The organism is Massilia sp. YIM B02443, assembly GCF_030411955.1.
GTDB lineage: Bacteria > Pseudomonadota > Gammaproteobacteria > Burkholderiales > Burkholderiaceae_D > Telluria.
In genome coordinates, this window is record NZ_JASNRA010000019.1 from 71,512 (window position 1) to 96,453 (window position 24,942).

Annotated in this window: 18 protein-coding genes; 11 read left to right on the forward strand and 7 right to left on the reverse strand. The window is 65.5% G+C overall.

Annotated features, from left to right (window positions below):
- Positions 1-151: 151 nt before the first annotated feature.
- Positions 152-2,107, reverse strand: a complete 1,956-nt coding sequence (locus tag QPK27_RS18580; protein WP_290419661.1) for an aminotransferase class V-fold PLP-dependent enzyme — start codon at positions 2,105-2,107, stop codon at positions 152-154.
- A gap of 149 nt (positions 2,108-2,256) precedes the next feature.
- On the opposite strand from QPK27_RS18580, the gene QPK27_RS18585 reads away from it, so the two are divergent.
- From QPK27_RS18585 to QPK27_RS18600, 4 genes are all read left to right on the forward strand, one after another.
- On the forward strand, positions 2,257-2,742 hold the full coding sequence (locus tag QPK27_RS18585) for an Lrp/AsnC family transcriptional regulator (RefSeq protein ID WP_290419662.1): 486 nt from the start codon (positions 2,257-2,259) through the stop codon (positions 2,740-2,742).
- A 78-nt stretch (positions 2,743-2,820) separates the two neighbouring features.
- Positions 2,821-3,963, forward strand: coding sequence for a branched-chain amino acid ABC transporter substrate-binding protein (locus QPK27_RS18590; protein ID WP_290419663.1), 1,143 nt, complete (start codon positions 2,821-2,823; stop codon positions 3,961-3,963).
- A 23-nt stretch (positions 3,964-3,986) separates the two neighbouring features.
- The gene (locus QPK27_RS18595; RefSeq protein ID WP_290419664.1) at positions 3,987-5,810 is read left to right on the forward strand and encodes a DUF885 family protein; all 1,824 of its coding nucleotides are present in this window, start codon (positions 3,987-3,989) and stop codon (positions 5,808-5,810) included.
- Between the two features lie 399 nt (positions 5,811-6,209).
- Positions 6,210-6,686, forward strand: a complete 477-nt coding sequence (locus QPK27_RS18600) for a hypothetical protein (protein ID WP_290419665.1) — start codon at positions 6,210-6,212, stop codon at positions 6,684-6,686.
- A 42-nt stretch (positions 6,687-6,728) separates the two neighbouring features.
- On the opposite strand, the gene QPK27_RS18605 is transcribed toward QPK27_RS18600, so the two are convergent.
- Genes QPK27_RS18605 through QPK27_RS18620 form a run of 4 tightly spaced genes read right to left on the reverse strand, consistent with a single transcriptional unit; the run spans position 6,729 to position 11,749 of the window.
- Positions 6,729-8,420: a M14 family zinc carboxypeptidase gene (locus tag QPK27_RS18605; RefSeq protein WP_290419666.1), complete on the reverse strand. Its 1,692-nt coding sequence runs from the start codon at positions 8,418-8,420 to the stop codon at positions 6,729-6,731.
- Positions 8,421-8,444: 24 nt separating this feature from the next.
- Complete coding sequence (locus QPK27_RS18610; RefSeq protein WP_290419667.1) at positions 8,445-9,977, reverse strand: ATP-binding protein; 1,533 nt, start codon at positions 9,975-9,977, stop codon at positions 8,445-8,447.
- A complete protein-coding gene (locus tag QPK27_RS18615) occupies positions 9,974-11,092 on the reverse strand; it encodes a hypothetical protein (RefSeq protein WP_290419668.1) in 1,119 nt (372 codons plus the stop codon). Before QPK27_RS18615 ends, QPK27_RS18610 begins: the two co-directional genes overlap by 4 nt.
- A gap of 6 nt (positions 11,093-11,098) precedes the next feature.
- Positions 11,099-11,749, reverse strand: coding sequence for a response regulator transcription factor (locus tag QPK27_RS18620; RefSeq protein WP_290419669.1), 651 nt, complete (start codon positions 11,747-11,749; stop codon positions 11,099-11,101).
- Positions 11,750-12,114: 365 nt separating this feature from the next.
- On the opposite strand from QPK27_RS18620, the gene QPK27_RS18625 reads away from it, so the two are divergent.
- From QPK27_RS18625 to QPK27_RS18645, 5 genes are all read left to right on the forward strand, one after another.
- Positions 12,115-12,777: an energy transducer TonB gene (locus QPK27_RS18625; protein WP_290419670.1), complete on the forward strand. Its 663-nt coding sequence runs from the start codon at positions 12,115-12,117 to the stop codon at positions 12,775-12,777.
- A 121-nt stretch (positions 12,778-12,898) separates the two neighbouring features.
- Positions 12,899-15,196 (forward strand): M28 family peptidase, encoded by a 2,298-nt coding sequence (locus tag QPK27_RS18630; RefSeq protein WP_290419671.1) that lies wholly within the window; start codon positions 12,899-12,901, stop codon positions 15,194-15,196.
- Between the two features lie 159 nt (positions 15,197-15,355).
- Positions 15,356-16,150, forward strand: coding sequence for a hypothetical protein (locus QPK27_RS18635; protein WP_290419672.1), 795 nt, complete (start codon positions 15,356-15,358; stop codon positions 16,148-16,150).
- Positions 16,151-16,296: 146 nt separating this feature from the next.
- Entirely contained in the window at positions 16,297-17,931 is a 1,635-nt protein-coding gene (locus QPK27_RS18640) for a M28 family peptidase (protein WP_290419673.1), read from the forward strand.
- A 163-nt stretch (positions 17,932-18,094) separates the two neighbouring features.
- Entirely contained in the window at positions 18,095-18,946 is an 852-nt protein-coding gene (locus QPK27_RS18645) for an alpha/beta fold hydrolase (protein WP_290419674.1), read from the forward strand.
- A 43-nt stretch (positions 18,947-18,989) separates the two neighbouring features.
- On the opposite strand, the gene sodC is transcribed toward QPK27_RS18645, so the two are convergent.
- Positions 18,990-19,511, reverse strand: a complete 522-nt coding sequence (gene sodC / locus QPK27_RS18650) for a superoxide dismutase [Cu-Zn] SodC (RefSeq protein ID WP_290419675.1) — start codon at positions 19,509-19,511, stop codon at positions 18,990-18,992.
- Positions 19,512-19,702: 191 nt separating this feature from the next.
- On the opposite strand from sodC, the gene QPK27_RS18655 reads away from it, so the two are divergent.
- The gene (locus QPK27_RS18655; protein ID WP_290419676.1) at positions 19,703-20,197 is read left to right on the forward strand and encodes a tlde1 domain-containing protein; all 495 of its coding nucleotides are present in this window, start codon (positions 19,703-19,705) and stop codon (positions 20,195-20,197) included.
- A 17-nt stretch (positions 20,198-20,214) separates the two neighbouring features.
- Entirely contained in the window at positions 20,215-20,553 is a 339-nt protein-coding gene (locus tag QPK27_RS18660) for a hypothetical protein (protein WP_290419677.1), read from the forward strand.
- 117 nt (positions 20,554-20,670) lie between these two features.
- Here QPK27_RS18660 and rpoC read toward each other — a convergent pair whose 3' ends face one another.
- Complete coding sequence (rpoC, locus tag QPK27_RS18665; RefSeq protein ID WP_290419678.1) at positions 20,671-24,915, reverse strand: DNA-directed RNA polymerase subunit beta'; 4,245 nt, start codon at positions 24,913-24,915, stop codon at positions 20,671-20,673.
- Positions 24,916-24,942 lie beyond the last annotated feature (27 nt).

The following is a 24,942-nucleotide window of genomic DNA, read 5'->3' on the forward strand; positions in this document are numbered from 1 at the left end:
GCCGGAATACGGACAACAGGACGCCAGGGCGCCGGGGGGCGGTTCAGGGCAGGAAACGCTGGGCGCGCGCGGTCAACCCCATGCTAGAGAAAGGAAGAGCACACCACCGTGCGCTGGCGTACACACACCGCCGGTGGCGGCAAACGGCGCGTCAGGCGAGCGCGAGACCGCCGGCCAGCGACCAGGCGCGCGGATGGCCCAGGCTGCGCAGGGTGCGCGCCGCGCGCACGCTGCGGGCGCCGCTGCGGCAGACGAACAGCAGCGGACGGGTGTCCGCGTCCAGCCAGTGGCTGGCGTGTTCGGTAACACGCGCCAGCGGCACGTTGAGCGCGCTCCATCCATGCAGGTCGAGCGGGCCGACCGCATGCTCGCGCGCGCAGCGCACGTCGACCACCAGCGCCTCGGGATGCTCGGCCAGCCAGCGCGCCACGGCGCCGGCGTCGAGCTCCATGTCCGCTTCCGTTTGCGGCCTGGCCTGCGCCGTCATCCCTGGCGTGACGACCGGCGCACCTGAGCCATCGAACGCGAAGCGCAGCGCCAGCACGCCGTCCTGCAAGCGCCCGAACAGATACTTGCCGCCGTCGCGCACCAGCACCTCCCGGCCAAGCGCGATCGCCGACAGGCGACGGCCGTCTTCCAGGCGCGCCTCGATGCCGCCGTCCGGCCAGCCGGCAATGCCCTGCCCCGCATGTGCGCACAGGGCCAGCGCTCCGGCTCCGGCGCCGTCGTGCGCGGTCGACAGCGCGGCCAGCAGGCGATAGCCGCCGGCGTTGACCATGGCGGCAGTGCGTCCGGCCAGCGCCGCCGGCGGGTCGATGGCGATGCACGTGCGGCCGGCGGCGTCGAACAGCAGCCAGCCGGCGCCGCCTTCGTGCTCCAGCTGGACCAGGCCGGCGCCATCCGCAGCCAGCGGCGACGCTTGCAGCAGCGGCAGCGCCAGCGCGCGGGCGCAGGCCGCGATGCGCGCGCACGCCTGGTCGATGACGACATCCTCGGCCAGCGGCCCGAACGACATGCGCACCGCCGACGCGCCGCGCCAATCGGGCACGCCCATCGCATCGAGCACGTGGCTCGGCGCCGTTTTCGACGCCGAACAGGCCGAGCCGGCGCTGACGCGCAGACCGGCGGCGTCGAACACTTCCAGCACGTCGGCGCTGGACAGGCCCGGCACCGAGAAGTTGATGGTGGTCGGCAGCGCGTGTTCGAGCGGCGCGTTGAACACCACGCCGGGGAAAGCGTCCTGCAGCGCCGCCACCAGGCGCGCGCGGCAGCCCAGCAATGCAGCGTGGCTGCGGAAGGTGTCGCCGCGTTCGAGCGCATCGAGCACCGCGCCCAGCGCGGCGATGCCGGCCATGTTCTCGGTGCCCGAGCGCTGCCCTTGTTCCTGTCCGCCGCCGCACATCAGCGGCGTGAACGGCGCGCCGGCGCGCACGTACAGCATGCCGATGCCCTTCGGTGCATACAGCTTGTGGCCCGAGAACGGCGCGTAGTCGATGCGGCTCGCGCTCAGGTTTAAAGGCAGCTTGCCCAGCGCCTGCACGCAGTCCACCATCCACAGCGCCGGGCTGGCGGTATCGCGCAGCACCTGTGCGATGCCATCCAGGTCGGACACCACGCCGGTCTCGTTGTTGGCCGCCATGGTGCAGACCAAGGCGGCGCGCGGCGCCAGTTCGCGCAGCACGTCGAGGCGGTGACGGCCGTCGGTGTCGACCGGCAGCGTGCGCAGCTCGAGCCCGGCGCCGAGCAGGCGGTTCCAGTGCGCCAGGCTTTCCGGCACCGCCTTGTGTTCGGTGGCGCCGACCAGCACCAGGTCGCCGCACGGCTGGCCGTTGGCACGCGCGTCACGCAGCGCGACCAGCGCCGACAGCACGGCGGTCTGGATGCCCTCGGTGGCGCCGCTGTTGAACGTCAGGCGTCCCTCGGGCGCGCCGAGCACGCGGCGGGCGCAGGCGCGTACGCTTTCGCGCAGCGCGCGGGCGCGCAGGCCGGCCGCATGGCTGCTGCTCGGATTGCCGAAGCCGTCCGCCATCACGGCCATCGCGGCGCTGGCTGCGGCCGGCAGGACGGGAGAAGTGGCGTTGGCGTCGAGGTAGATTTCCGGGTTCATGAGAGATGCCAAAATATAAAAAAAGGTGTCGCACAAGATGTTAATGTCCAGTAATATGGTACGGAGTTGCGCCGATCGATACGTTCTAAATTTCCCGGTTTTCTGGCGGAATGAAGGATGATTATTCTTAAAAATTATCAAACGGTAATATGAATTCACTGGACAAGTTTGATTGTGCGATCCTCGCCGCCCTGCAGGCGGATGCCACGCTGTCGATCTCGGGCCTGAGTGAAAAAGTCGGGTTGTCCAGCACGCCTTGCTGGAAGCGCGTCAAGCGCCTCGAAGAAGAGGGCTATATCGAAAGCCGGGTCACCATCGTCAACCGGCAGAAGGTCGGCTTGCCGGTGACGGTGTTCGTCAGCGTGCGCACCGCCGAACACGACGAGAAATGGCTGGACCGTTTCGCGTCCGCCGTGGTCGCGCTGCCCGAAGTGCTCGAATTCCACCGCATGAGCGGCGACGTCGACTACCTGCTGAAGGTGGTCACCACCGACATCGCCGGCTACGACCGCTTCTACAAGAAACTGATCAAGGCTGCGCGCCTGACCGGCGTCTCGTCGGCCTTCTCGATGGAACAGATCAAGTCGACCAGCGCCCTGCCGCTGGAACTGATCTCGCACGGCGTGCCGGCCTGAAGTCAGCCGCGTCCTGTTTCGCGGGCCGCATGAATCGTGCGATGATGCAGCCGTTGCCATCAACGGAGACCTTTGGGAATGCCATCGAAAATGAACATGGCGCCGCTGGCGCTGGCCGTGCTGTCGGCCCTGACCTTCGCTCACGCTTCGGCCCACGCCGCCGAGCAGGTGGTCAGGATCGGCGTCAGCGGCCCGCTGTCGGGCGCCAACGCCTTTGCCGGCAAGGACAATGAAAACGGCGTGCGCCTGGCCGTCGAAGAACTCAACGCACAGAAAATAAAGATCGGCGCCGATGTGCTGCGCTTCGAGCTGCGCTCCGAAGACGACGCGGGCGACCCGAAACAAGGCGTCAGCGTGGCCCAGAAGTTCGCCGACGCCGGCGTCAAGTTCGTGCTCGGGCCGTACAACTCGGGCGTGGCGATCCCCGCCTCGCGCGTCTACAACAATGCCGGCATCCTGATGTCGACCGTCGGCACCAACCCCAAGATCACCGCCGCCGGCTACCCGACGGTGTTCCGCATCGTGGCCAGCGACACGCAGGTGGGCGGCTCGGTGGCCGGCTACGCGGCCAAGGAACTGAAGGTGAAGAACGTCGGCGTGATTGACGATCGAACGGCGTTTGGCCAAGGCATCGCGATGGAATTCAAGCGCCAGGCGCAGGCCGCCGGCATCAAGGTCGCGGGCCACGAATACACCAACGACAAGGCGACCGACTTCGCCGCCATTCTGACGTCGCTGCGCGCCAAGCGCGTGGACGCGATCTTCTTCGGCGGCTACGCGCCGCAGGCGGCGCCGATGGTGCGCCAGATGAAGCAGCTCGGCCTGAACGTGCCGCTGCTCGGCGGCGACACCCTGTGCAGCCCCGAGATGGCCAAGCTGGGCGGCGCCGCCGTCGGCGAGAACGTGCGCTGCGCCCAGGCCGGCGCGATCGTCGCCCAGCAGCCGGGCGGCGCGGCCTTCCTGGCCGACTACAAGAAGCGCTTCGGACGCGAACCGGACGTGTACGCGCCGTCGTTCTACGACCAGACCAAATTCATCGCGCAGGCGATCCAGAACGCCAAGTCGGTCGATGCAGCCAAGGTCGGCGCGGCGATGCACGCGATCAGCTACCAGGGCGTGGTCGGCACCTATGGCTACGACGCCAAGGGCAACCTCAAGAAAACCGCGGTGACGGTGTACACCTTCAAGAACGGCGCGTTGACGCCGTTGGCCAGCTACTAAGCAGTCGATAAGGACAACAAGGAATGAAACAGATCTTCAAGCTGGGCGCGCTGGCGACGGCCGCCCTGCTGGCGTGCGCGCCCGGGTTTGCAGCTGACAACGCAGCCGGACAAGCTGCCGCCGCCGCGCCGGCCGCAAGCAGTGCCGACACCCAGGCCGCGAAACAAATCAACAAGCTGGCCGACGAGTACTACGAAGCCTATGCCCGCTTCGAACCGGTGTGGGCCACCGAGAGCGGCGACGGCCGCTTCTTCGACCAGCTCGGCCTGTCGATCGCGCCCAGGAACCGCGACCGACAAATGGCCCTGTACCGCGGCTACCAGAAGCGCCTGCAGGCGATCCCGCGCGATCGGCTGAACGCGCGCGACCAGGCCAGCCACGACATCCTGCAGTTCGAGCTGAACGCCGCGCTGCGCCTGAGCGCCTTCCCCGAGCACCTGCTGCCGCTGGACCAGATGTTCAACATGCCGGCCTTCCTCGCCAACTACGCCGGCGGCCAGGGCGCCCAGCCTTTGGCCACGGCGCAGGACTACCGCGCGTACCTGAGCCGCCTGACGCAGCTGGCGCCGTACATCGACCAGGCCATCGCCAACATGCGCGAAGGCGTCAAGCGCGGCATCGTCCATCCGCGCGAGCCGATGCAGTCGCTGCTGCCGCAGCTGAAGCAACTGGTGGCGGCCAAGCCGGAAGACAGCATCTTCTACACCCCGATCAAGAACCTGCCGGCCGGTTTCTCGGACGCCGACAAGACCAAACTCACGGCGGACTACCGCAAGACGCTGGCCGACAATCTCAATCCGGCGCTCAAGCGCCTGGCGCAGTACGTCGAGCAGGACTACCTGCCGGCCACCCGCACCACGGCCGGCTGGAATGCGCTGCCGCAGGGCGAGGCCTGGTACGCGGCGCGCGTGGCGGCGATGACTACCACCACATTGAGCCCGGCCCAGATCCACGAGATCGGCCTGAAGGAAGTGGCGCGCATCCAGGGCGAGTACGGCAAGATCGGCCCGAAGATGGGCTACGACGGCCCGGCCGCCGGCCTGCCGCGCTGGGTTTCGCAGCAACAAAAATATAAACCGTTTACCTCGGACCAGCAGGTGATCGAGGTGTTCCAGAAGCTGGACGCCACCGTGCGCACCAAGCTGCCGGCGCTGTTCGTCTTGACACCGAAGGCGCCGCTCGAAGTGCGCCTGGAGCCGGAGCTGACGCGCGAGACGGCGTCCGACCACTACACCTCGCCGGCCGCCGACGGCTCGCGTCCGGGCGTGTTCTGGTCGGTGGTGAACGATCCCAAGCAGTACGGCAAGACCGGCATGGTCACCCTGTACCTGCACGAAGGCCAGCCGGGCCACCACTTCCACCTGGCGCTGACGCAGGAGCTGGGCCTGCCCAACTTCCGCAAGTTTGGCGGCAACACCGCCTTTACCGAAGGCTGGGCGCTGTACGCCGAAACGCTGGGCAAGGAGATGGGCCTGTTCGAGCAGCCCGAGGATTACTTCGGCCACCTGAACGACGAAATGCTGCGCGCCGCGCGCCTGGTAGTGGACACCGGCATGCACAGCAAGGGCTGGAGCCGCGAGCAGGCGATCGCCTACTTCAAGGACACGCTCGGCTACTCAGACCTGGAAGCGCGCGCCCAGATCGAGCGCTACATGGTGATGCCGGGGCAGGCGCTGGCGTACAAGATCGGCGCGCTGAAGATCGTCGAACTGCGCCAGCGTGCGCAGGCGGCGCTGGGCGACCGGTTCAAGCTGCCCGAGTTCCACAAGGTGGTGCTGGACGAAGGCACGCTGCCGCTGGCGGTGCTGGAGGCGAAGGTCGATCGCTGGATCGCGGCGTCGAAATAAGCTTGGGCTGATGGGGAGCGTGGCACGTGGCGCCTATATCGCGTCCAACGTCGCCACACTTCGAACAGCCCCACCCTCACCAACGTCATCCCCGCGCAGGCGGGGATCCAAGTTCGTTGCGCTGCCACTAACTGCGAACGTCGTCGGAATGCGAGCTTAACTTGGATCCCCGCCAAGGGGGGGCGCCTAGCCCGGGGATGACGTGCAAGTGGAGCAGGTCGATCNTGCCACTAACTGCGAACGTCGTCGGAATGCGAGCTTAACTTGGATCCCCGCCAAGGGGGGGCGCCTAGCCCGGGGATGACGTGCAAGTGGAGCAGGTCGATCGTAGAAGCAGGTGGTACACGTACAAGATCGACTCGCCAGGTTTTCGGATCAATTCATGCTCGAGGATTCACCGTGACTCTCATCTCCCGCACGGCAGCACTGTGCCTGATCGCCCTGTCAGCCCAGGGCTGCGCCCCGAAAACCGCTGCCGACAACACGGTCGTCGCCACCACCGCGACCACTCCCACCCTGCGCGAGCAGATCTCCATCAACGACGGCATCCGCACGCGCGAGGTCTTTGCGATCAAGGACGGCTTCAAGGAAATCACGCTGGAGGAGAACACCCGCAACGGCCAGCTGCACGGCGCCCAACGCAAGTATTCAAAAGGCCGGCTGATCGAAGAAGTCCACTACAAGGACGGAAAGCGAACCAAGGTCGAGAGCCAGGAATGGATCGACGAAATGAATGAACTGCGCAGCGAGAACTGCGTCCTCGAGAAAACCCAGGACTACGCCGATCCCGAAGCCACCGATCCCGTCGTGCCGCAGGCCTTGCTCGATCAGTGGAATGCGCGCTGCAACGAGCGTCCGTTTGCAACAGACATGTAATCGAACGCGTGGACGGCAGAGCCATCCACGCTACGCAAGCGATCAGCGCTCGATCATGAACACCGGATAGCGATTCCACTCCGGCTCGCGATAGCGTTCGCAGTTGGCATAGATGAAGTCCAGCACCGCCTCCTGGCTGGTGATCAGCCCCGGATTCTCCGCCTTCCACTCGGCGAACTTCGCCGCCAGTTGCGGCTCTTCGCGCAGCAGCGCTTCGGCGGTGTCCTCGAACACGTAGTCCGAATAGTGCTCCTTCTTCTCCAGCACGCTGTTGAAGAAGCCCCAGCGGAAGAAGCTGTCGTGCGCCAGCGGCTCCAGTGTCTCGACCGCATAGCGCGCCCGGTCCTGGTCCAGCGGCACGATGTAGTCGCCGGCGCGCAGCTGCACCTGGCCGATGCGGCGGTCCAGCTTGACCTCATCATGGAACAGATGCCCTTCGTAGGCCGAAGGACGCGACAGCACCGACAGCACGTGGTAGTACGCCACCCGCTGCACGCGGTCCGACTCGACGCGCTCCATCTGCACGCCATTCAGCTGCAGGCGCTCGATCGCCTCGCGCCACTGCTGCGGCACCACGTAGGCTTGCGGCGCCGGCACGCTGACGTCCACCGGGAAGCGGTTGTACCAGGCGATGTCGCGCTCCCAGGGGCTGCTGCGGTCGTAGTACAGGCGCGTGTAGTCGCCGATGACGCTTTTCTTATACTTGGCTTCGTAGCCCTTGAAGCGGAAGCTCGACGGATTGTCGGCATCCATCTTCCAGCGCACCGGCCACTCGCCACGCGTGCGGCCTTCTTCGCGCGCGGCGCGGCGCAGCGCCTGGATGCGCCCGGCGTTGGCCACGGTGAACTCGAGCGCCGTCTCGACCAGCGCGCGCATCGACTCGTAGCGGTCCTTGAAGGGCTTGAGCATGTGGGTCTCGGGCATGAAGCCGATCGTGTGGTGCAGGGCCGCGTAGCCGGTCGAGAAGCGCGCGGTCTCGAGGAAGTCGGCGATGCCGTGGTCCGGGCTGTCCTGCACCGGATTCACGTATGGGCAGGTCGGCCAGCCGCGGCGCTCCATGTCGGCATACATCGCGGGCAGCATCTCGCTGCGCAGGAACTCGCCCAGGCCGCCGCCCAGCTTGTCGGGCTGGGTGTGGATCAGGGTCATGGTGTAGCTGTAGTCGGCGCCGTTGGAAGTATGGGTGTCGACCATCACGTCCGGATCCCAGGTCGTGAACAGGCGGTTGAACACCTGCGCCGTGAGGGTGTCGCACTTGACGAAGTCGCGGTTCAGGTCGAGGTGGCGGCTGTTGCCGCGAAAGCCGAACAGCTCCGGACCGTCCTGGTTCACACGCGAGGTATCGGCGCGGTTGAAGGCGCCGTCGACGTTGTATAGCGGGACGAACAGGAACACGGTCCGGCCCAGCGCAGCCAGACGCTCGGGCTGCAGGCAGAAGTCGCGCACCAGCGCCATGCAGCCGTCGACGCCTTCCGGTTCGCCCGGATGGATGCCGTTGTTGTTGAAGAAGACCGGACGCCCGGCGCGCTTGATCGCCTCGACGTCGAACACGCCGTCGCCGCTGACCACGCCCGCGTGGATCGGCACGCCCGCATCCGACACGCCCACTTTTTCGAAGCGCAGCACGTCGGGGAAGCGGCGCGCCAGGTCTTCGTACCAGGCGATGCACTCGCTCCAGGTGGTGGTCTGGTTCAGGTTGCCCTTCTCGTAGGGCGTCAGCAGTTCAGTGGACATGGATGTTTTGACAGGAGATGAAAATCAGGAAGCCGACGCCGGCGCCGCCGGCGTGGTCAAGGATGGCTGCGCCGGCACGCTCAGTGGCAGCGCGATGGCGACGTCGGTGCCTTCGCCCGGGCTGGAACGCACCTCGATCGTGCCGTGCAGCGCGTAGGCGCGCTCGCGCATGCCGATGATGCCGATGCCTTCCGACGCGCTGGCGGTGTCGAAGCCGGCGCCGTCGTCGACCACGCGGATGCGCAGCACGCCCTTGCCTTCGTCCAGCAGCAGGCTGACGTGGGCCGAGCGCGCGGCGGCGTGCTTCATCACGTTCGACAGCGCTTCCTGCACGATGCGGTAGGCCGAAATCGCCAGCTCGTTCGACAGGCGCGCGAAGTCGCCTTCGCTGTGCAGGTCGAAGCGGCAGCCAGAGGTGGTGTCGTAGTGGCGCACCACCTCTTCCACCGCGCCGTGCAGGCCGAGCATGTCCAGCACTTCGGGACGCAGGCGGCGCACCAGGCGCCGACCGTTGGCGTACAGGTCGAGCGCCAGCTTGGTGATGGCTTCGGACTTGCGCCGGATCTCGTCGACTTCCGGCCCCGGCGGGGCTTTCGCCGCCAAGAGGCCGATCGCCTGCGCTTCCAGGCGCGCCGCGATCAGGGACGCGTTGAGTTCGTCGTGGATCTCGACCGCGATGCTCTTGCGCTCGTCCTCGATGATCTCGTTGACCTTCTGGATCAGCTTGCGCTTGTCGGCGTCGGCGCGCAGCGCTTCGTTGCGCGAGGCGAGCAGGTCGCGCGTACGCTCGGCCACCTTGTTTTCGAGGTCGCGCTTGGATTCGCCCAGCGCCAGCGCCATCTCGCCGATCGATGACTGCAGTTCGCCGATCTCGCCGCCGGTGCTCACCAGCGGATTGACCTGGAAGTTACCGCCGCGGATCTGGCGCAGACTGCCAATCGCTTCGCGCAGCGGCACCGTCAAGGAACGCGCCAGCACCCAGGCCAGGATGCCGCTGGCGGCCAGCGCCAGCGCCGCCATCGACAGCTCGATCTGGAAGCGGTCGGTCTGCTTGGCCATCATGTTCGAGGGCGACATCGTCACCCGCACCCAGCCCACCACTTCGGTGGTGAGGGTGGGCGGACGCGAGTCGCTCGACGCCGACACGTGTGGCGTGCCGTTGTCCGAGAACAGGTTGATCCACACCACCTGCTTGCGGATCGGCGCTTCGTAGAAATGCGGCTGGGCGTCGGTGGCCGATTCGGACACCACGCGCACCGAGGCGCGCCCGGTGACGTCGACCACGTCGACCCGGTAGATGCTGCGGTCGGACTGCACCAGGCCGTTGATGGTCAGGCGCAGGTCGGACAGGTTGCCCGAGATGACGTTGTATTCGGAAGTCTCGGCCAGCGCGCGCGCCAGGATGCGGCCACGCTCGGCCAGTTCCTCGGCCACCTGGGCGCGATGGGCGTACCAGGAATACCAGACGAAGGAAGTGAACAGCAGCGCCACCGGCAGCATGGTGATCACCGCCATGCGGCGCCCAACGCCCCAGGCGCGCCAGAAGCGCAGGTTCATGGCGCGGGCGCCCGGCGCGCGAAATTGCGCGCGGCGTCAGTCACGCGCAGGTCGAGCGAGCTGGCCACGCCTTCGTTGATGATGGTGCGGAAGTAGCGCGGGAACTGCGGCTCGGCCAGTTCGCCGGTGGCGACGAAAGCGGACGCGATCTCGGCCACCTGGGCGTTGATGTCCTCGATCTCGGAATACGTGGTGGCCAGCGCGCCCACCTTCACCATGTCGCTCGAGAAGCCCAGCACGCCCTGCTTGCGGCGGTAGGTCGAGAGCAGGATGTTGCGCACGTTCTCGGCGTTGTAGATGTCGCTGTCGGGCAGCGCCAGCAGCATCTCGGCGCGCGTCATGCTGTTCAGGGTGTGGTTCAGGTCTTCACCGGGCGAATACATCTGCACCTCGGCCGCGTCGTGCAGCACCGGGCGCAGGAAGGCGGTGTCGGGGCCGAGCAGCACGCCGACCCGCACCGGGCGCCCGTACAGCAGCGCGGCCAGGCGCATCTGGTCGCGCGGCGCCGGTTCGGCGTAGATCGCGGTGGCCACCGGACGCCGCGCCTTGCTCTGGCTGGGACGCGAGGTCACGGTGCGCCACACCTGGCTCGAGGTGTAGGCCGAGATCACCACGCAATCGCAGCGGCGCGACAGCGCGTCGCGCAGCGCGGTGGGGCCGATCGCGATGTACAGCATGCGGCGCTTCTGCGCCAGCTCGGTGCGGAAGGCGGCGAAGGTCGGCACCAGGCGTTTATACAGGTCCTCGGCGATGCGGTGGGTGACGGCGGAATCGTCGCCGGTGATGATCTCGAAGCGGAATCCCTGGGCTTCGCCGCGCTCGGCGCGCGTGGCCGGCGTCGCGGGAGTGGCCGGCGGTGGCGCGTCCTGGATCAGCGTGGTGGCGGCCGCGGGCACGGCCGCCGGCGCCTGGCCGGATGGCTGGCCCGGCGCCTGGTTGGGCGCATGGATCGGAGGCTGGCCGGCAGCCTGGTTCGGCGCCTGCTGCGCGGCCGGCGCCGCCTCGACGGCGCCGGCCGCCAGCGCGATCAGCAAGGACAGCGCCAGCAGTGACGCCAGCGCAGGGGCGCCGGCGCCCGGATGCAGGCGGCGCAATGCTCGGTCCAGGCGGTTCATCTGCGCTTACGGTTCGATCAGGCCGTGCTTGACCGCCAGCAGCGTGATGCTGGCCTGGCGGTGCACGCCCAGCTTTTCCTTGATCGACTGGCTGATGTTGCTGATGGTCTTGGTCGACAGGTCGAGCCGTTCCGCGATCTCGGCGTTGGTCATGCCCTCGGCCATGAACTTGAAGATCTCCAGCCCGCGCTCGTCGAGCTGCGACTGCGGCGTGACTTCGCCGCGCACCGCCATGCTGGCCAGGCGCGCCGCGATGTGCGGCAGGAAGTACAGCTTGCCCTCGTGCGCGTGGCGCACCGCGGTGGCCAGGTCGGCCGGGTCGCAATCCTTGGTCACGAAGGCGTGGGCGCCGAGGCGGTAAGTCTCCTTGATCAGGCTGTCCTGGTCAAACTGGCTCAGGAAGACGATCTTGGCCGACGGGTCGGCCTTGAGGATGTCGTGGGCGGCGTCCATGCCGGTCAGTTCGGTGCCGAAGCGCATGTCGAGCACGGCGACGTCGGGCTGCTGGGCGGCGTACAGGGCGGCCGCCTCGCTCGGGGTCTTGGCCTGCCCCACCACCTGCATGCCAGCCGCTTCCAGCGACATGGCGAAGCCGGTCATCACGATCGGGTGGTCGTCCGCGAGCATGACGCGGATGGGTTTGTTCTGGTCTGCCAATTTGTTCTCCTGGCGCGCTGGCCTGTTGCGTTGCTTAGCCAGTCTCTGGCGTTTCAGGGCCGGGCGGGAAGCCACGGCACAGTTGGGAATTATTTCATACAACGGGCGTGGAAGCGATGGGAAAGGGCTGCGGATTTTGAAGTGGGCAGTCATCCGTATGGGCAGTGCGGGCGGTGGTTGGACGCGTGGAAGGCGAAGCCGCCCACCCTGCCGGCTTACAAAAGGAAATGTATTTTTCTAATTAATGGATTTGCAAATTGCTAGTACATAGCATATATTTATTCCAACAGCGGTAAGTGAGCAGTTCTTCCCAGGTAATAAAACCCGGCGGCGCAAACGCCGGGACCAATAAACAGGAGGTAGCCATGCATTTCACTCACGTTGATCAAAGCGCCGGCGGCAAGGCCGGCAAGTTCGCCCTGGTGGCCGGGCTGCACGTGCTGGTGGCGCTGGGCGTCATCAACACCATGAATTCGAAGACGATCTCGCTGCCGGCGGTGCTGGACGATACGCTGGTGTGGGTCAAGCCGGATATTCCGCCGCCGGCCCCGCCGCCGGAGCCGCCCAAGCCGCAGGTGCGCAGCGCGCCGCCGGAAGTGATTGTGCCGGAGGTCGAAGTCGATGTGCCGCCGCCGCCGGTCGAACCGCAAGTCCAGGCCAGCACCGAGGCGCCGCCGGAACCGGCACTGCCGATGCAGACCGAAGCGCCGCCGCAGCCCGCCGCGCAGCCGTCCGCCAACAGCGGCCAGATGCGTAACGCGGTGCTGGCGAATGCCGACGGTTGCGCCAAGCCGGACTATCCGATGCGCGCCGCGCGCAATGGCGAGACCGGCACCGTGACGCTGGCGTTGCTGGTCGGCGCCGACGGCCGGGTGCAGCAATCGCGCGTCCAGTCGTCCAGCGGCTCGCGCGAACTCGACCGCGCCGCCGTGAATGCGCTGAGCCTGTGCCAGTTCCAGCCGGCCAACAACAACGGCACACCGGAAGCAGGCTGGGCGCAGATCGCCTACGTCTGGACACTCGAATAAACCGCTTTCCTCTTCAACCCGCCACCTTCACCGGACCGGCGGGTTTTTTTTCGTCCTTCGGCAGCAGGGCGGTGGCTGCCCGCACCCTGAAAAACATCACAACGACAAAGAGAGAACGACCATGGAGATTGCTGCCCCTGCCCCCGCCCCTGCCTCCTTCGCTACGCCCGCGCCTGCGGCCCGCCTGACGAATCCGGCCACGTTCGCCCTCGCCGGCCTGATGCTGGCCGTCGTCGCCTGGCTGGCCTGGCTGGCGCTGGCGCCGCCACGCATCCCGACGCCCGGGGTCGAGGTCGCGGCGGCAGGATGGAACGCGCGCATGGCGGGCCACCTGCAGGCCCTGGGCGAGCCGCGCCCGATCGCGACCGACGCCAACGCCCGCGCGCGCGACTACCTGCTGGCGCAACTGCGCGCGGTCGGCGTCGCCCCCGAGGTGCAGCGCGCCACCGTGCGCCGCTCGGTGGTGTATTTCTTCGGCGGGCGCCACAACACCATCGGCGTGGTGCACAACGTGGTGGCGCGCATTCCCGGCAGCGCGCCGGATGCGGCGCGGCGTCCGGCGCTGCTGCTGACGGCGCACTACGACAGCGGCGCCAGCACGTTTGACGCCGCGCGCGGCGCCGGCCACGTCGCGGCCCTGCTGGAGACGGCGCGCGCCTTGCGCGCGGCGCCGCCCGCCAACGACGTGGTGCTGCTGTTCGCCGACGGCGACGCGGTGGGCGGCCTGGGCGCGAAAGGCTTCGCCGAACAGCACCCGCTGGCGCGCCGCATCGCGCTCTCGCTCAAGTTCGACGATGGCGGCGGGCCGCTGCGCTTGTTCAGTGCCCGCGGCGCCGGCGCCGCCGCGCTGGCCGGCTGGCAGCGCGCGGCGTCCGACCTGCCCGGCTCCTCGCTGCTGGCGGAGATGGCGCGCATGCTGCCGGACGCGCCGCAGGCCGGCCCGCTGGCCGGGCTGGATGCGCCGCTGCTGCTGTTCACCGGCGGCGGCGCGGCGGGCGCCGCGCCCGCGCCCGGCCAGCTGACGCACCTGGGCGACGCCATGCTGCGCCTGGCGCGCGCGTACGGCGCGGCGCCGCTGGCGCACGGCGTGCAGTCCGGCCGCAGTTATTTCGCGTTGCCGCTGGCCGGGCAGGTATCGCACGCGCCAGGCGTCTTGTGGGCACTGATGCTGGCCTCGTGCGCGGCGCTGGGGCTGGCCTGGCGCCGCTTCCAGCGCCAGGACGGCGCCACCGAAGCGCTGCAAGGCCTGTTCGGCGTCGCCTTCCTGCTGCTGGTCACGCGCATCGGCACCTGGACCTGGCGCGAAGAGATGATGGAGGCCGGCGTCGCCGGCGCCGCGCGTCCGCCGCTGGCGCTGCTCGCCGTCACGCTGTGCGCATTCATCGCCGGCCTGGCCCTGTTGCGACGCAATGTCGGCGCCAGCGCTGCCACACTCGGCGCCCTGTTCTGGCCCGCCCTGGCGCTGCCCGTCGTGGCGCTGGTGCTGCCGGGCGCCGCCTGGCTGCTGGCATGGCCGCTGCTGCTGGCGCTGGCCGCGGTGCTGGCGCTGGATTCGGCGTGGGGCCGGCAGCTGGACGCCTGTGCGCGCGCGGCGCTGCTGCTGGCCGGGATGGCGCCGGCGCTGGTCATGATCCCGCCGGCGCTGCGCGACACCTGGCTGATGCTGGCGCCGCAGCGCATGTACATGGTGCCGATGCTGATGGCGCTGCCCCTGCTGTGCTTTGCCGGCCTGGCCCTGATGCTGCGCGCGGGGCCCGCCATCGCGGGCGCGCTGGCGCTGGCCGGCGCCGCCTTCTGCCTGGCCGTGCCCACGGCGAGCGGTGCGCCATCCTCATCGTCCGTGGCGCCGGACGCCGGCCTGGAACGGCTGGTCTACTTCAAGGACATGAACACCTGGCGCGCCTACTGGCTGCTGCCGCCGCAGCCGCTCGACGACTGGGGCCGCGCGCTGTTCGCCGGCCGCGACGAACCCGCGGTCTACATGGAAGTCTTCGGCTGGCACAGTCCACGCCAGTGGTACGCCGTCGCGCCGCGCGACGACGCCATCGCCTTCCCCGAATGTTTCGTCCTGCTCGACCACGTCGGCAAGGTGCGCCTGGGACGCTTCACGGTGCGCTCGAAGAACCGCGCGCCGCACATCGAGATGTGGATGTCAGGCGCCAAGGCGCTGCGCTCGCGCCTGGACGGCGTGACGCTGACGGACAGCGAAGGCCCGTGGCGCCTGTCGCTGTACGGCATGGAAGACCGGCTGCTGCGCTTCGAGATCGAAAGCGCGGCCGACGAGATCTTCGCGGTGACGGTGCAGGAACGCATGACCGGCCTGCCGCGCCACCTGCTGCCGCAGCCCCCTGCCGACGCGGCGCCGCTGCCGGAATATGCCGGGGCCACTCACTCGACCGATATCCTGCGGTTTTACTGATCCCATTTCCAATATGCCGGGCATGCCTTGGCTTATTGGAATGCGCGAAGTGGATCCAGCCACTGCGTTGCGATATCGCGTCATGAAGACCGCGTCATGCGTCATTTCTGTAGATGGTGCCCGTCGCAGTAGTAGGATCGCGTATGCGCGGGAGGTGCCATGCAAGATAGCGTTCATGCCGTCAGACGCCGGGGGCCGCAAACTGCTTCGGGGCGGTTCATGGCCCGTAGCAAACAGCCAGGGATCGGCCGGCGTTTTCATCATTGGGCCAAGGATCACCTGCTGCTGTACCTTGCCATCTGGGGTGCCCTGTTCGCTGTGCTGACATTCTTGTACAAAGAGATCCTGTTGCCCAACAAGGCGCCCGTGAATATCAGCCTTAACCTGGACCTGAAAAAGATCCATGTCGCCAACACACCGGCAAGCGCCGCGGGCCAGCCGATCATTCCGGTCGAGATGCAGCTTACTGCGACCAATCCGAGTTCGAGAGAAATTTATTTGCTATCGAACGTATGGATTGCCCATGGCTATCGCGCTATGCCATCTACCTCCGATGCAGGGGCATTTGGCGAGCGCATGAATGACGCCCTGTCGCGCAGGCGAATGCGTCCGGCGCAGCGGTATGCGATCAATTCGGCCGGTGTCGCGCTCGCCGGCGGCATGCTTCTGTCCGACACCAGGCTCAAGCCGAACGAAAAGGTGGTGCGCAAAGTGGTCTTCTTCGTCCCGAAAGATACCTACGATGTAATCGAGGTATGGATTTCCATTCCAACGACATCGCGCGATGGCGGTTTGCTGACATCGTGGAAGTTCGAGAATAATGAAATGGTGCCCGATTTCCGCTACGCCAGGGACCGCCGCCAGTTGGCGCGAGGCGCCGACAACACCTTTATCGAAAAGCACCTCGAACTACAGAATTCCACCGCGCGGGTAGCGATGTCCTTGTCTGATTGAGGATCGCAGGCCGTATTTACCGGTGCGCACCGGCATGCGCACATGGCAAGATATCCTGCAATTGCGTTGATGAGTTGTCATAGAATGAGGCGCGCACGTTCGCGCGTGCCATCCGTTCATACAATCAACTCACGCAGCAGGATTCCATGTCCAAGATCGTCTCCTCCGTTGTCCTCACCGCCCTCGCCGCCAGCCTGTCGCTGGCCTATCCGGCCCACGCCCAGACCAAGAAGCAGACCGCGACCGTCCAGGAAGCGCCGCTGCGCGCGCACCTGGCCTTCCTCTCGTCCGACGCCCTGGAAGGTCGCGGCACCGGCCAGCGCGGCGGCGAACTGACCGTCACCTATCTCGAGACGCAAGCAGCAGCGGTCGGCCTGAAGCCGGCCAACGGCACCAGCTTCCGTCAGCCGGTGAAGATCGCCGGCGTGCGCGCGCTGCCGGAAAAGAGCAATGTCGGCATCGTCGCCAATGGCCAGGCCGTGCCGCTGCAGTTCGGCGCCGACTGGGTCTGGGGTCCGGGCGACGCCAAGGCCGACCACGTGCTGGATGCGGAACTGGTGTTCGTCGGCTACGGCATCGACGCGCCGGAGGAAGGCGGCTGGAACGACTTCAAGGGCATGGACCTGAAGGGCAAGGTCATCGTCATGATGGTCAACGACCCGGCGCCGACCGCTGCGGAACCGAAGCGCTTCAACGGCGCCGGCCTGACCTACTACGGCCGCTGGACCTATAAATTCGAAGAAGCGGCGCGCCAGGGCGCGGCGGGCGCGATCCTGATCCACACCGACGCCTCGGCTTCATACGGCTGGAGCGTGGTGCAGAACAGCTGGGCCAACGCCGAGCGCTTCCAGCTGGCCGAGGGCAAGCTGGGCACCGGCCTGCAGGGCTGGATGACCGACGCCACCGCACGCAAGGTGTTCGCCGCCGGCGGCCAGGACCTGGATAAACTGCGCGCCGCGGCCGAGGACAAGAACTTCAAGCCGGTGGCGCTGAATGCGCGCGTCAAGGGCGAAGCGCGCGCGCAGGTGCGCTCGCTGGACGAGTTCAACGTGGCCGGCATCGTGCCGGGTACCGATCCGAAGCTGAAGGACGAAGTGGTGATCTACAGCGCGCACTGGGATCACATGGGCAAGCAAGGCCTTGATGGCGACACCATCTTCAACGGCGCGGTCGACAACGCATCGGGCACCGGTGCGCTGCTGGCGATGGCGGCGGAAGCGGTGAAGCATCCGGCCAAGCGCAGCCAGATGTTCCTGTGGGTGGCGGCTGAAGAGCAAGGCCTGCTGGGCAGCGCGGCGTATGCGGCCAAGCCGCTGTGGCCGATCGAGAAGACGGCGGCGAACCTGAACCTGGACAGCCTGAACTGGGTAGGCCTGGTGAAGGACGTCAGCGTGCCGGGCAGCGAGCGCACCGAACTGGGCGCGATGGCGGCGGCTACGGCCAAGTCGATGGGGCTGGTGATTGCGCCGTCGCGTCCCGACCTGGCAGGCGGCTACTTCCGCAGCGACCACTTCAGCTTCGCCAAGGCGGGTGTGCCGGCGTTCTCGGTGGGCGCGGGGCACGGCTGGGTGAAGGATGCCGAGGCCAACACCGCCAAGGCCGCGACGTATCGCGCCAAGTACCACCAAGTGGGCGACGAGTACGATCCGACCTGGGATCTGTCGGGCATGGTGCAGCAGGCGCAGTACACGCTGAACCTGGGCCGCATGGTGGCGGATGCGCCGAAGATGCCGGCGTGGAAAGCGGGTGATCCGTTCGGCAAGGCGCGCGCGGCGAAGTAAGCTGGCGCAAGCCATTTCCGTTAGCTCCAGCACGTCGTTCCCGCGCAGGCGGGAACCCAAGTTCTGTTAGTGTCATCGAGACGCTCGCAAACTTAGGTTCCCACCTGCGTGGGAACGACGTTTATTTTTGGGCCAACGCTTTTACTTAGCCATGGAGGCGGTGATGAGGGAAGAAGACCTGGTGCTCGGCGATGGGCGCACGCTGCACTTCTACGATCACCCGCCGCAGGACCGCGCGACGGAGCTGGCGGTGTTCTGGCATCACGGGACGCCGAATATCGGGCGGCCGCCGGAGCCCTTGTTCGAGGTGGCTGCGGAACTGGGAATACGCTGGATCGGGATTGATCGGCCGGGGTATGGCGGGTCGACGGCGGTCAGCGGGCGCGATGTCGCTTCGATTGCTGCCGATGTGGCGCGGGTTGCGGACCGGCTTGGGATCAGGCGGTTTGCGGTGATGGGGCATTCGGGCGGCGGGCCGCATGCGCTGGCGTGTGCTGCCTTATTGCCGGAGCGGGTGCTGGCGGCAGTTAGCGTGGCGGGGCTGGCGCCGTTCGATGCGCAGGGGCTGGACTGGTTCGCGGGGATGGGCGCGTTCGGCGCGGCGGCGCTGCGGGCGGGCGTGCAGGGGCGTGCGGCCAAGGCATATCACGAAGGGCTGGGACTGGAGTTCGATCGGGAGATGTTCACGCCGGAAGACTGGGATGCGCTGGCGGGACCCTGGGCCTGGTTCGACAGCGTGATCGGGCCGGCGGTGGCGCAGGGATTGGATGGCTTGATCGACGACGATCTGGCATATGTGGCGCCGTGGGGATTCGATTGCGCGCGCATCGCTTGTCCGGTGCTGCTGGTGCATGGAATGCGCGATCGCGTGGTGCCGGCGGCGCATAGCGAATGGCTGGGGCGGCATTGCCGGTCGTCCGAGTTGTGGCAGCGGCCGGACGATGGGCACATCTCGGTGCTGAACTATGCGGCGTCGAGCTTGGTCTGGCTACGCGGGCAGGTGCGCAGCGAATGAGGGCTAAAGCGGACAGCGATTGCTGCCCGCTATGTTCAGTCGCTTATTGAATCACACCGCACGCCATGCGCGCGCCGCCGCCACCCAGCGGCGCCGGATGATCGGAGTGGTTTTCGCCGCCGACGTGGACCATCAGGGCCTTGCCCTTGATATCGGCCATTTTCAGGCGCGGCGCCAGGACCGGGTAGTTGGCCATGCCCTTGGCGTCCACGTGCAGGCCTGGCAGGTCGCCCATGTGGCCGTCGCCCCAAGGGGTGCCGTGCTTGTTGGTCTTGGCCGGGTCGAGGTGGCCACCGGCCGCGCCTGCCGGGACAGTCTTGCCGTCAGCCTGGTTTGGAGCACAGCTGCCATTGGCGTGGACGTGGAAGCCGTGCAGGCCGGGCGTCAGGTCCTTGAGCTCAGGGGTGAACACCAGGCCGTGCTTGTTCTCGCTGATGGTCACGGTGCCGATCGCGGCGCCCTCGCCTTTTTCGGTAGCCATCTTCAGCGACACTTTCGTGTCGGCGGCATTGGCGCCGGCGCATACGGCGCTCAGCAGGACGGCACTCATCCATTGCTTGTTCATTGTTCGCTCCTTTGAAGGTCTGAAGGGGATAATAAAAAGTCAACCGAGTTTATCCCATTGTCATACGAGGAGGCGTTCTGCTGACTTCCTCATGATGACTTGAGTCTCCGTAACTTGGCTCTTGGCTGGATGGCGAATCATCTGCTGTGGACAACCACACACCAAGCCATTCAACCTTCAGAGGACGAAACATGGGAAGGTATTCCGAGGAAAGGTCTTTTCCGCGCATTCCTACATGCGGAAGATCACGCATCTCGCTTACGTTCGACGGGAAAACGTTGTCGGCTTATGGCAGCAAGCTCCCGATATTTTTCCAAGCGGTATCAGGAAGACCCGATGCCAAGGGATTGTTCGAATACTCGACAGAAAAGCAGAAGATCCCTTTTCAAGGCCCGATTCCTGCTGGTGAGTACTGGGTCCAGCCGTCGCAACTATGGGAAAACAATTGGCTTAAAAGTGCACTTAACTCCTCACGCAATGCGTGGGGCAACTTCAGGCTTACAATCCATCCGTATCCCGGAACACAAACCTATGGTCGTGGAGGCTTCTTCATCCACGGCGGCACGGCTGCGGGAAGCGCCGGCTGCATTGATCTCGTTCTGAATATCGACAGGTTTGTTGAGCAGCTAAAAAAGGAGCTTGGAGGACTGCCGGAATGCTATATCCCGCTAACCGTACGTTACTGAGCGTTGCTTGGCTGGTAATGGCTTTCTACCCTGCGTCGGCTTTGGCCGAGGTGAGTGACAAGGAGCCGACTGCCAACCTTTTCTGGGCAGTTGGTCTGACCACTGCCATCCTGTGCTTCCTGCTTACACGCCTCAGCCCATGGCTTGGGATGGCGGTTTTGCTGCCTGTTTTGCTATGGTTTGCATCGTCGTTTTGGGAAATACATTCACCGGACATCAGCCCGCACCTGCAACGGGAACAAGGCTCTATCTATTACTTGCAAGTCTATGCCGCTCTCATGACGGTCATTGGTGGCTTCGCATTCGGATATCGTTGGCGTAAGCGCAGTTCGTCGCCAGGAAAGGCTGATGCGTAAGTAAGATCTGTCAGCAGGCGAATTCGAATTCCCACTCTTATAAAGACACTTGCCTCAAGCGCAACGCAATAAAAAACGGCACCCCTCAGGGTGCCGTTTTCGCTAACGCTCTAACGATTACTCGTTATCGCCATGCTGCTCAGCCGAAGCCGACGCAGTCTGCTGGTCCTCCATCGCCTGCAGCTCGGCAGCCATATTGGCCTTCTCCTGCTGCAGCAGCGCCTGGCGCTCTTCCGCTTCCCACACTTCCTTCTCCTTGCGGGCGCGGTGGAATGCCAGACCGGTACCGCCTGGGATCAGGCGGCCGACGATGACGTTTTCCTTCAGGCCGCGCAGACCGTCGCGCTTGCCCATGATCGCCGCTTCGGTCAGCACGCGGGTGGTTTCCTGGAACGATGCGGCCGAGATGAACGAGTCGGTCGACAGCGATGCCTTGGTAATACCCAGCAGCACGTTTTCGTACTGCGCCGGCAGCTTGCCGACGGCGTTGACCTTGTCGTTCTCGTCCAGCAGTTCCGAACGCTCCACCTGCTCGCCGACGATGTAGTCGGTGTCGCCTGCGTCGGTGATCTGAACACGACGCAGCATCTGGCGAACGATCACCTCGATGTGCTTGTCGTTGATCTTCACGCCCTGCAGACGGTACACGTCCTGCACTTCGTCCACGATGTAGCGCGCCAGCGCTTCGATACCCAGCAGGCGCAGGATGTCTTGCGGATCGGCCGGGCCGTCCACGATCATCTCGCCCTTGTTCACCACCTGGCCGTCGTGCACCAGCACTTGCTTGTCCTTGGTAATCAGGAACTCGTGCTTGTTGCCGTCCATGTCGGTGATTTCCAGACGCTGCTTACCCTTGGTCTCTTTACCGAAGGCCACGGTACCGGTGACTTCCGCCAGCATGCCCGCGTCTTTCGGCGAACGTGCTTCGAACAGTTCGGCAACGCGCGGCAGACCACCGGTAATGTCGCGGGTCTTCTGCGATTCGGTCGGGATACGTGCCAGCACTTCACCAACGGTGGCTTGCTGACCGTCCTTGACCATAATCAGCGCGCCGACCTGGAAGCCGATCGTCACGGCGTGCTCGGTGCCGGCGATCTTCACTTCCTGGCCTTCTTCGTTCAGCAGCTTGACCTGCGGACGCAGCACCTTGCCCGAACCACGACGCTTCGGATCGATCGCCACCAGGGTCGACAGGCCGGTCACTTCATCGACCTGACGCGCAACGGTGACACCCTCTTCCACGTTCTCGAAGCGGATGGTACCGGCGTATTCGGTGATGATCGGACGGGTCAGCGGATCCCAGGTCGCCAGCGCGGTGCCGGCCTTGACCACTTGACCGTCCTTGACGATCAGGGTCGCGCCGTATGGCACCTTGTGACGCTCGCGCTCGCGGCCGTGGTCGTCCGTGATCAGCACTTCGCCCGAACGCGAAATGACGATCTGGGCGCCCTTGCCGTTGGTCACGTAACGCATGGTCGCGGTGAAGCGGACCGTGCCGTTCGACTTGGCTTCGACCGACGATGCCACTGCTGCGCGCGATGCCGCACCACCGATGTGGAAGGTACGCATGGTCAGCTGGGTACCCGGCTCACCGATCGACTGTGCAGCAACGACGCCGACTGCTTCGCCCGAGTTGACCAGCATGCCGCGGCCCAGGTCGCGGCCGTAGCACTTGGCGCACAGGCCGAAGCGCGTGTCGCAGTTCAGCGGGGTGCGGACCTTGACTTCGTCGATGCCGACGCGTTCGATCTCTTCGACCATGTCTTCGTCCAGCAGCGTGCCGGCTTCGTACAGGGTCTCTTGGGTTTCCGGATTGACGATGTCGGTGCCTGCAACACGGCCGAGGATACGGTCGCGCAGCGGCTCGATCACTTCACCACCTTCGACCATCGCCTTCATGTGCGTGCCGTTGCTGGTGCCGCAATCGTCCTCGATCACCACCAGATCCTGGGTCACGTCGACCAGACGGCGGGTCAGGTAACCCGAGTTCGCGGTCTTCAGTGCCGTATCCGCCAGACCTTTACGAGCGCCGTGGGTCGAGATGAAGTACTGCAGAACGTTCAGGCCTTCGCGGAAGTTCGCGGTAATCGGGGTTTCGATAATCGAACCGTCCGGCTTCGCCATCAGACCACGCATACCGGCCAGCTGACGAATCTGGGCTGCCGAACCACGGGCGCCCGAGTCGGCCATCATGTAAATCGCGTTGAACGATTCCTGGGTGCCTTCGGTACCGTCGCGCTTGGTCACCGGCTCGATCTTGAGCTGGTCCATCATCGCCTTGCCGACTTCGTCCGAGGTCTTGCCCCAGATGTCGACGACCTTGTTGTAACGCTCGCCGGCGGTGACCAGACCCGAGGCGTACTGCTGCTCGATCTGCTTCACTTCCGCTTCGGCGGTGGCGATCATGCCCTTCTTGACGTCCGGGATCAGCATGTCGTCGACCGCGATCGAGATGCCGGCGCGGGTTGCCAGGCGGAAGCCCGACTGCATCAGCTTGTCCGCGAAGACGACGGTTGCACGCAGGCCGCACTTGCGGAACGACGTGTTGATCAGCTTCGAGATTTCCTTCTTCTTCAGCGAGCGGTTCAGCACGCTGAACGGCAGGCCTTTCGGCAGGATCTCGGACAGGATCGCACGGCCGACGGTGGTCTCGTAACGGGTCAGGGTCTGGTCGAAGCCGCCTTCGGCGTTGCGTGGGTATTCCACGATACGCACGGTGATGCGGGTTGCCAGTTCGACTTCCTTGTTGTCGTACGCGCGGATCACTTCCGACACGTCCGGGAACATCATGCCTTCGCCCTTGGCGTTGATCGCCTCGCGCGACGCGTAGTACAGACCCAGCACGATATCCTGCGACGGCACGATCGACGGTTCGCCGTTCGATGGGAACAGGATGTTGTTCGACGCCAGCATCAGGGTACGCGCTTCCATCTGCGCTTCGATCGACAGCGGGACGTGGACTGCCATCTGGTCACCGTCGAAGTCGGCGTTGAACGCCGCGCAGACCAGCGGGTGCAGCTGGATCGCTTTACCTTCGATCAGGACCGGCTCGAACGCCTGGATACCGAGACGGTGCAGGGTTGGTGCACGGTTCAGCATGATCGGGTGTTCTTTGATGACTTCTTCCAGGATGTCCCAGACCACCGGCTCTTGCACTTCGACCAGTTTCTTCGCAGCCTTGATGGTCGTAGCCAGACCCATCAGTTCGAGCTTGTTGAAGATGAACGGCTTGAACAGTTCCAGGGCCATCAGCTTCGGCAGGCCGCACTGGTGCAGTTTCAGCTGTGGACCGACCACGATGACCGAACGGCCCGAGTAGTCGACGCGCTTGCCCAGCAGGTTCTGACGGAAACGGCCGCCCTTACCCTTGATCATTTCAGCCAGCGACTTCAGCGGACGCTTGTTGGCGCCGGTCATCGCTTTGCCGCGACGGCCGTTGTCCAGCAGCGAGTCGACCGCTTCCTGCAGCATGCGCTTTTCGTTGCGCGTGATGATCTCTGGAGCGCGCAGCTCCATCAGACGCTTCAGGCGGTTGTTACGGTTGATGACGCGGCGATACAGATCGTTCAGGTCCGAGGTCGCGAAACGGCCACCGTCCAGCGGGACGAGCGGACGCAGTTCTGGCGGCAGAACCGGCAGAACTTCCATGATCATCCACTCAGGCTTGATGCCCGAACGCTGGAACGCCTCGAGCACTTTCAGGCGCTTGGCGTATTTCTTGATCTTCGCTTCCGACTTCGATTCCTTGAGTTCCACGCGCAGGGCTTCGGCATCGCGATGGATGTCGATCGAGCGCAGCAGTTCACGGATACCTTCGGCGCCCATGAAGGCGGTGAAGTCGTCGCCGTACTCTTCATACTTGGCGGCGTAGTCGTCTTCCGACATGATCTGGCTCTTCTTGAGCGGGGTCATGCCAGGATCGGTCACCACGTATGCTTCGAAGTACAGCACGCGCTCGATATCGCGCAGGGTCATGTCCAGGACCATGCCCAGACGCGACGGCAGCGACTTCAGGAACCAGATGTGGGCGACTGGCGACGCCAGCTCGATGTGGCCCATGCGCTCACGACGCACCTTGGCCAGGGTCACTTCCACGCCGCACTTTTCGCAGATCACGCCGCGGTGCTTCAGGCGCTTGTACTTGCCGCACAGGCATTCGTAGTCCTTGATCGGGCCAAAGATCTTGGCGCAGAACAGGCCATCACGCTCAGGCTTGAAGGTGCGGTAGTTGATGGTTTCCGGCTTCTTGACTTCGCCGAACGACCACGAACGGATTTTTTCAGGCGACGCCAGGCCAATCTTGATGGCGTCGAAACTCTCGTTTTGCTGAACTTGCTTGAATAGATCGAGCAGTGCTTTCATGTATCACTCCAAAGGTGATTGATTCTG

What these genes read in the sequence shown, in the direction of transcription:
- QPK27_RS18630 (WP_290419671.1), top strand. Translation starts at nt 12,899, where the DNA reads ATGGAGATTGCTGCCCCTGCCCCCGCCCCTGCCTCCTTCGCTACGCCC.
- QPK27_RS18610 (WP_290419667.1), bottom strand. Translation starts at nt 9,977, where the DNA reads ATGAACCTGCGCTTCTGGCGCGCCTGGGGCGTTGGGCGCCGCATGGCG.
- QPK27_RS18615 (WP_290419668.1), bottom strand. Translation starts at nt 11,092, where the DNA reads ATGAACCGCCTGGACCGAGCATTGCGCCGCCTGCATCCGGGCGCCGGC.
- QPK27_RS18640 (WP_290419673.1), top strand. Translation starts at nt 16,297, where the DNA reads ATGTCCAAGATCGTCTCCTCCGTTGTCCTCACCGCCCTCGCCGCCAGC.
- sodC (WP_290419675.1), bottom strand. Translation starts at nt 19,511, where the DNA reads ATGAACAAGCAATGGATGAGTGCCGTCCTGCTGAGCGCCGTATGCGCC.
- QPK27_RS18645 (WP_290419674.1), top strand. Translation starts at nt 18,095, where the DNA reads ATGAGGGAAGAAGACCTGGTGCTCGGCGATGGGCGCACGCTGCACTTC.
- QPK27_RS18580 (WP_290419661.1), bottom strand. Translation starts at nt 2,107, where the DNA reads ATGAACCCGGAAATCTACCTCGACGCCAACGCCACTTCTCCCGTCCTG.
- QPK27_RS18590 (WP_290419663.1), top strand. Translation starts at nt 2,821, where the DNA reads ATGCCATCGAAAATGAACATGGCGCCGCTGGCGCTGGCCGTGCTGTCG.
- QPK27_RS18605 (WP_290419666.1), bottom strand. Translation starts at nt 8,420, where the DNA reads ATGTCCACTGAACTGCTGACGCCCTACGAGAAGGGCAACCTGAACCAG.
- QPK27_RS18595 (WP_290419664.1), top strand. Translation starts at nt 3,987, where the DNA reads ATGAAACAGATCTTCAAGCTGGGCGCGCTGGCGACGGCCGCCCTGCTG.
- QPK27_RS18635 (WP_290419672.1), top strand. Translation starts at nt 15,356, where the DNA reads ATGCAAGATAGCGTTCATGCCGTCAGACGCCGGGGGCCGCAAACTGCT.
- QPK27_RS18660 (WP_290419677.1), top strand. Translation starts at nt 20,215, where the DNA reads ATGGCTTTCTACCCTGCGTCGGCTTTGGCCGAGGTGAGTGACAAGGAG.
- QPK27_RS18655 (WP_290419676.1), top strand. Translation starts at nt 19,703, where the DNA reads ATGGGAAGGTATTCCGAGGAAAGGTCTTTTCCGCGCATTCCTACATGC.
- QPK27_RS18625 (WP_290419670.1), top strand. Translation starts at nt 12,115, where the DNA reads ATGCATTTCACTCACGTTGATCAAAGCGCCGGCGGCAAGGCCGGCAAG.
- rpoC (WP_290419678.1), bottom strand. Translation starts at nt 24,915, where the DNA reads ATGAAAGCACTGCTCGATCTATTCAAGCAAGTTCAGCAAAACGAGAGT.
- QPK27_RS18585 (WP_290419662.1), top strand. Translation starts at nt 2,257, where the DNA reads ATGAATTCACTGGACAAGTTTGATTGTGCGATCCTCGCCGCCCTGCAG.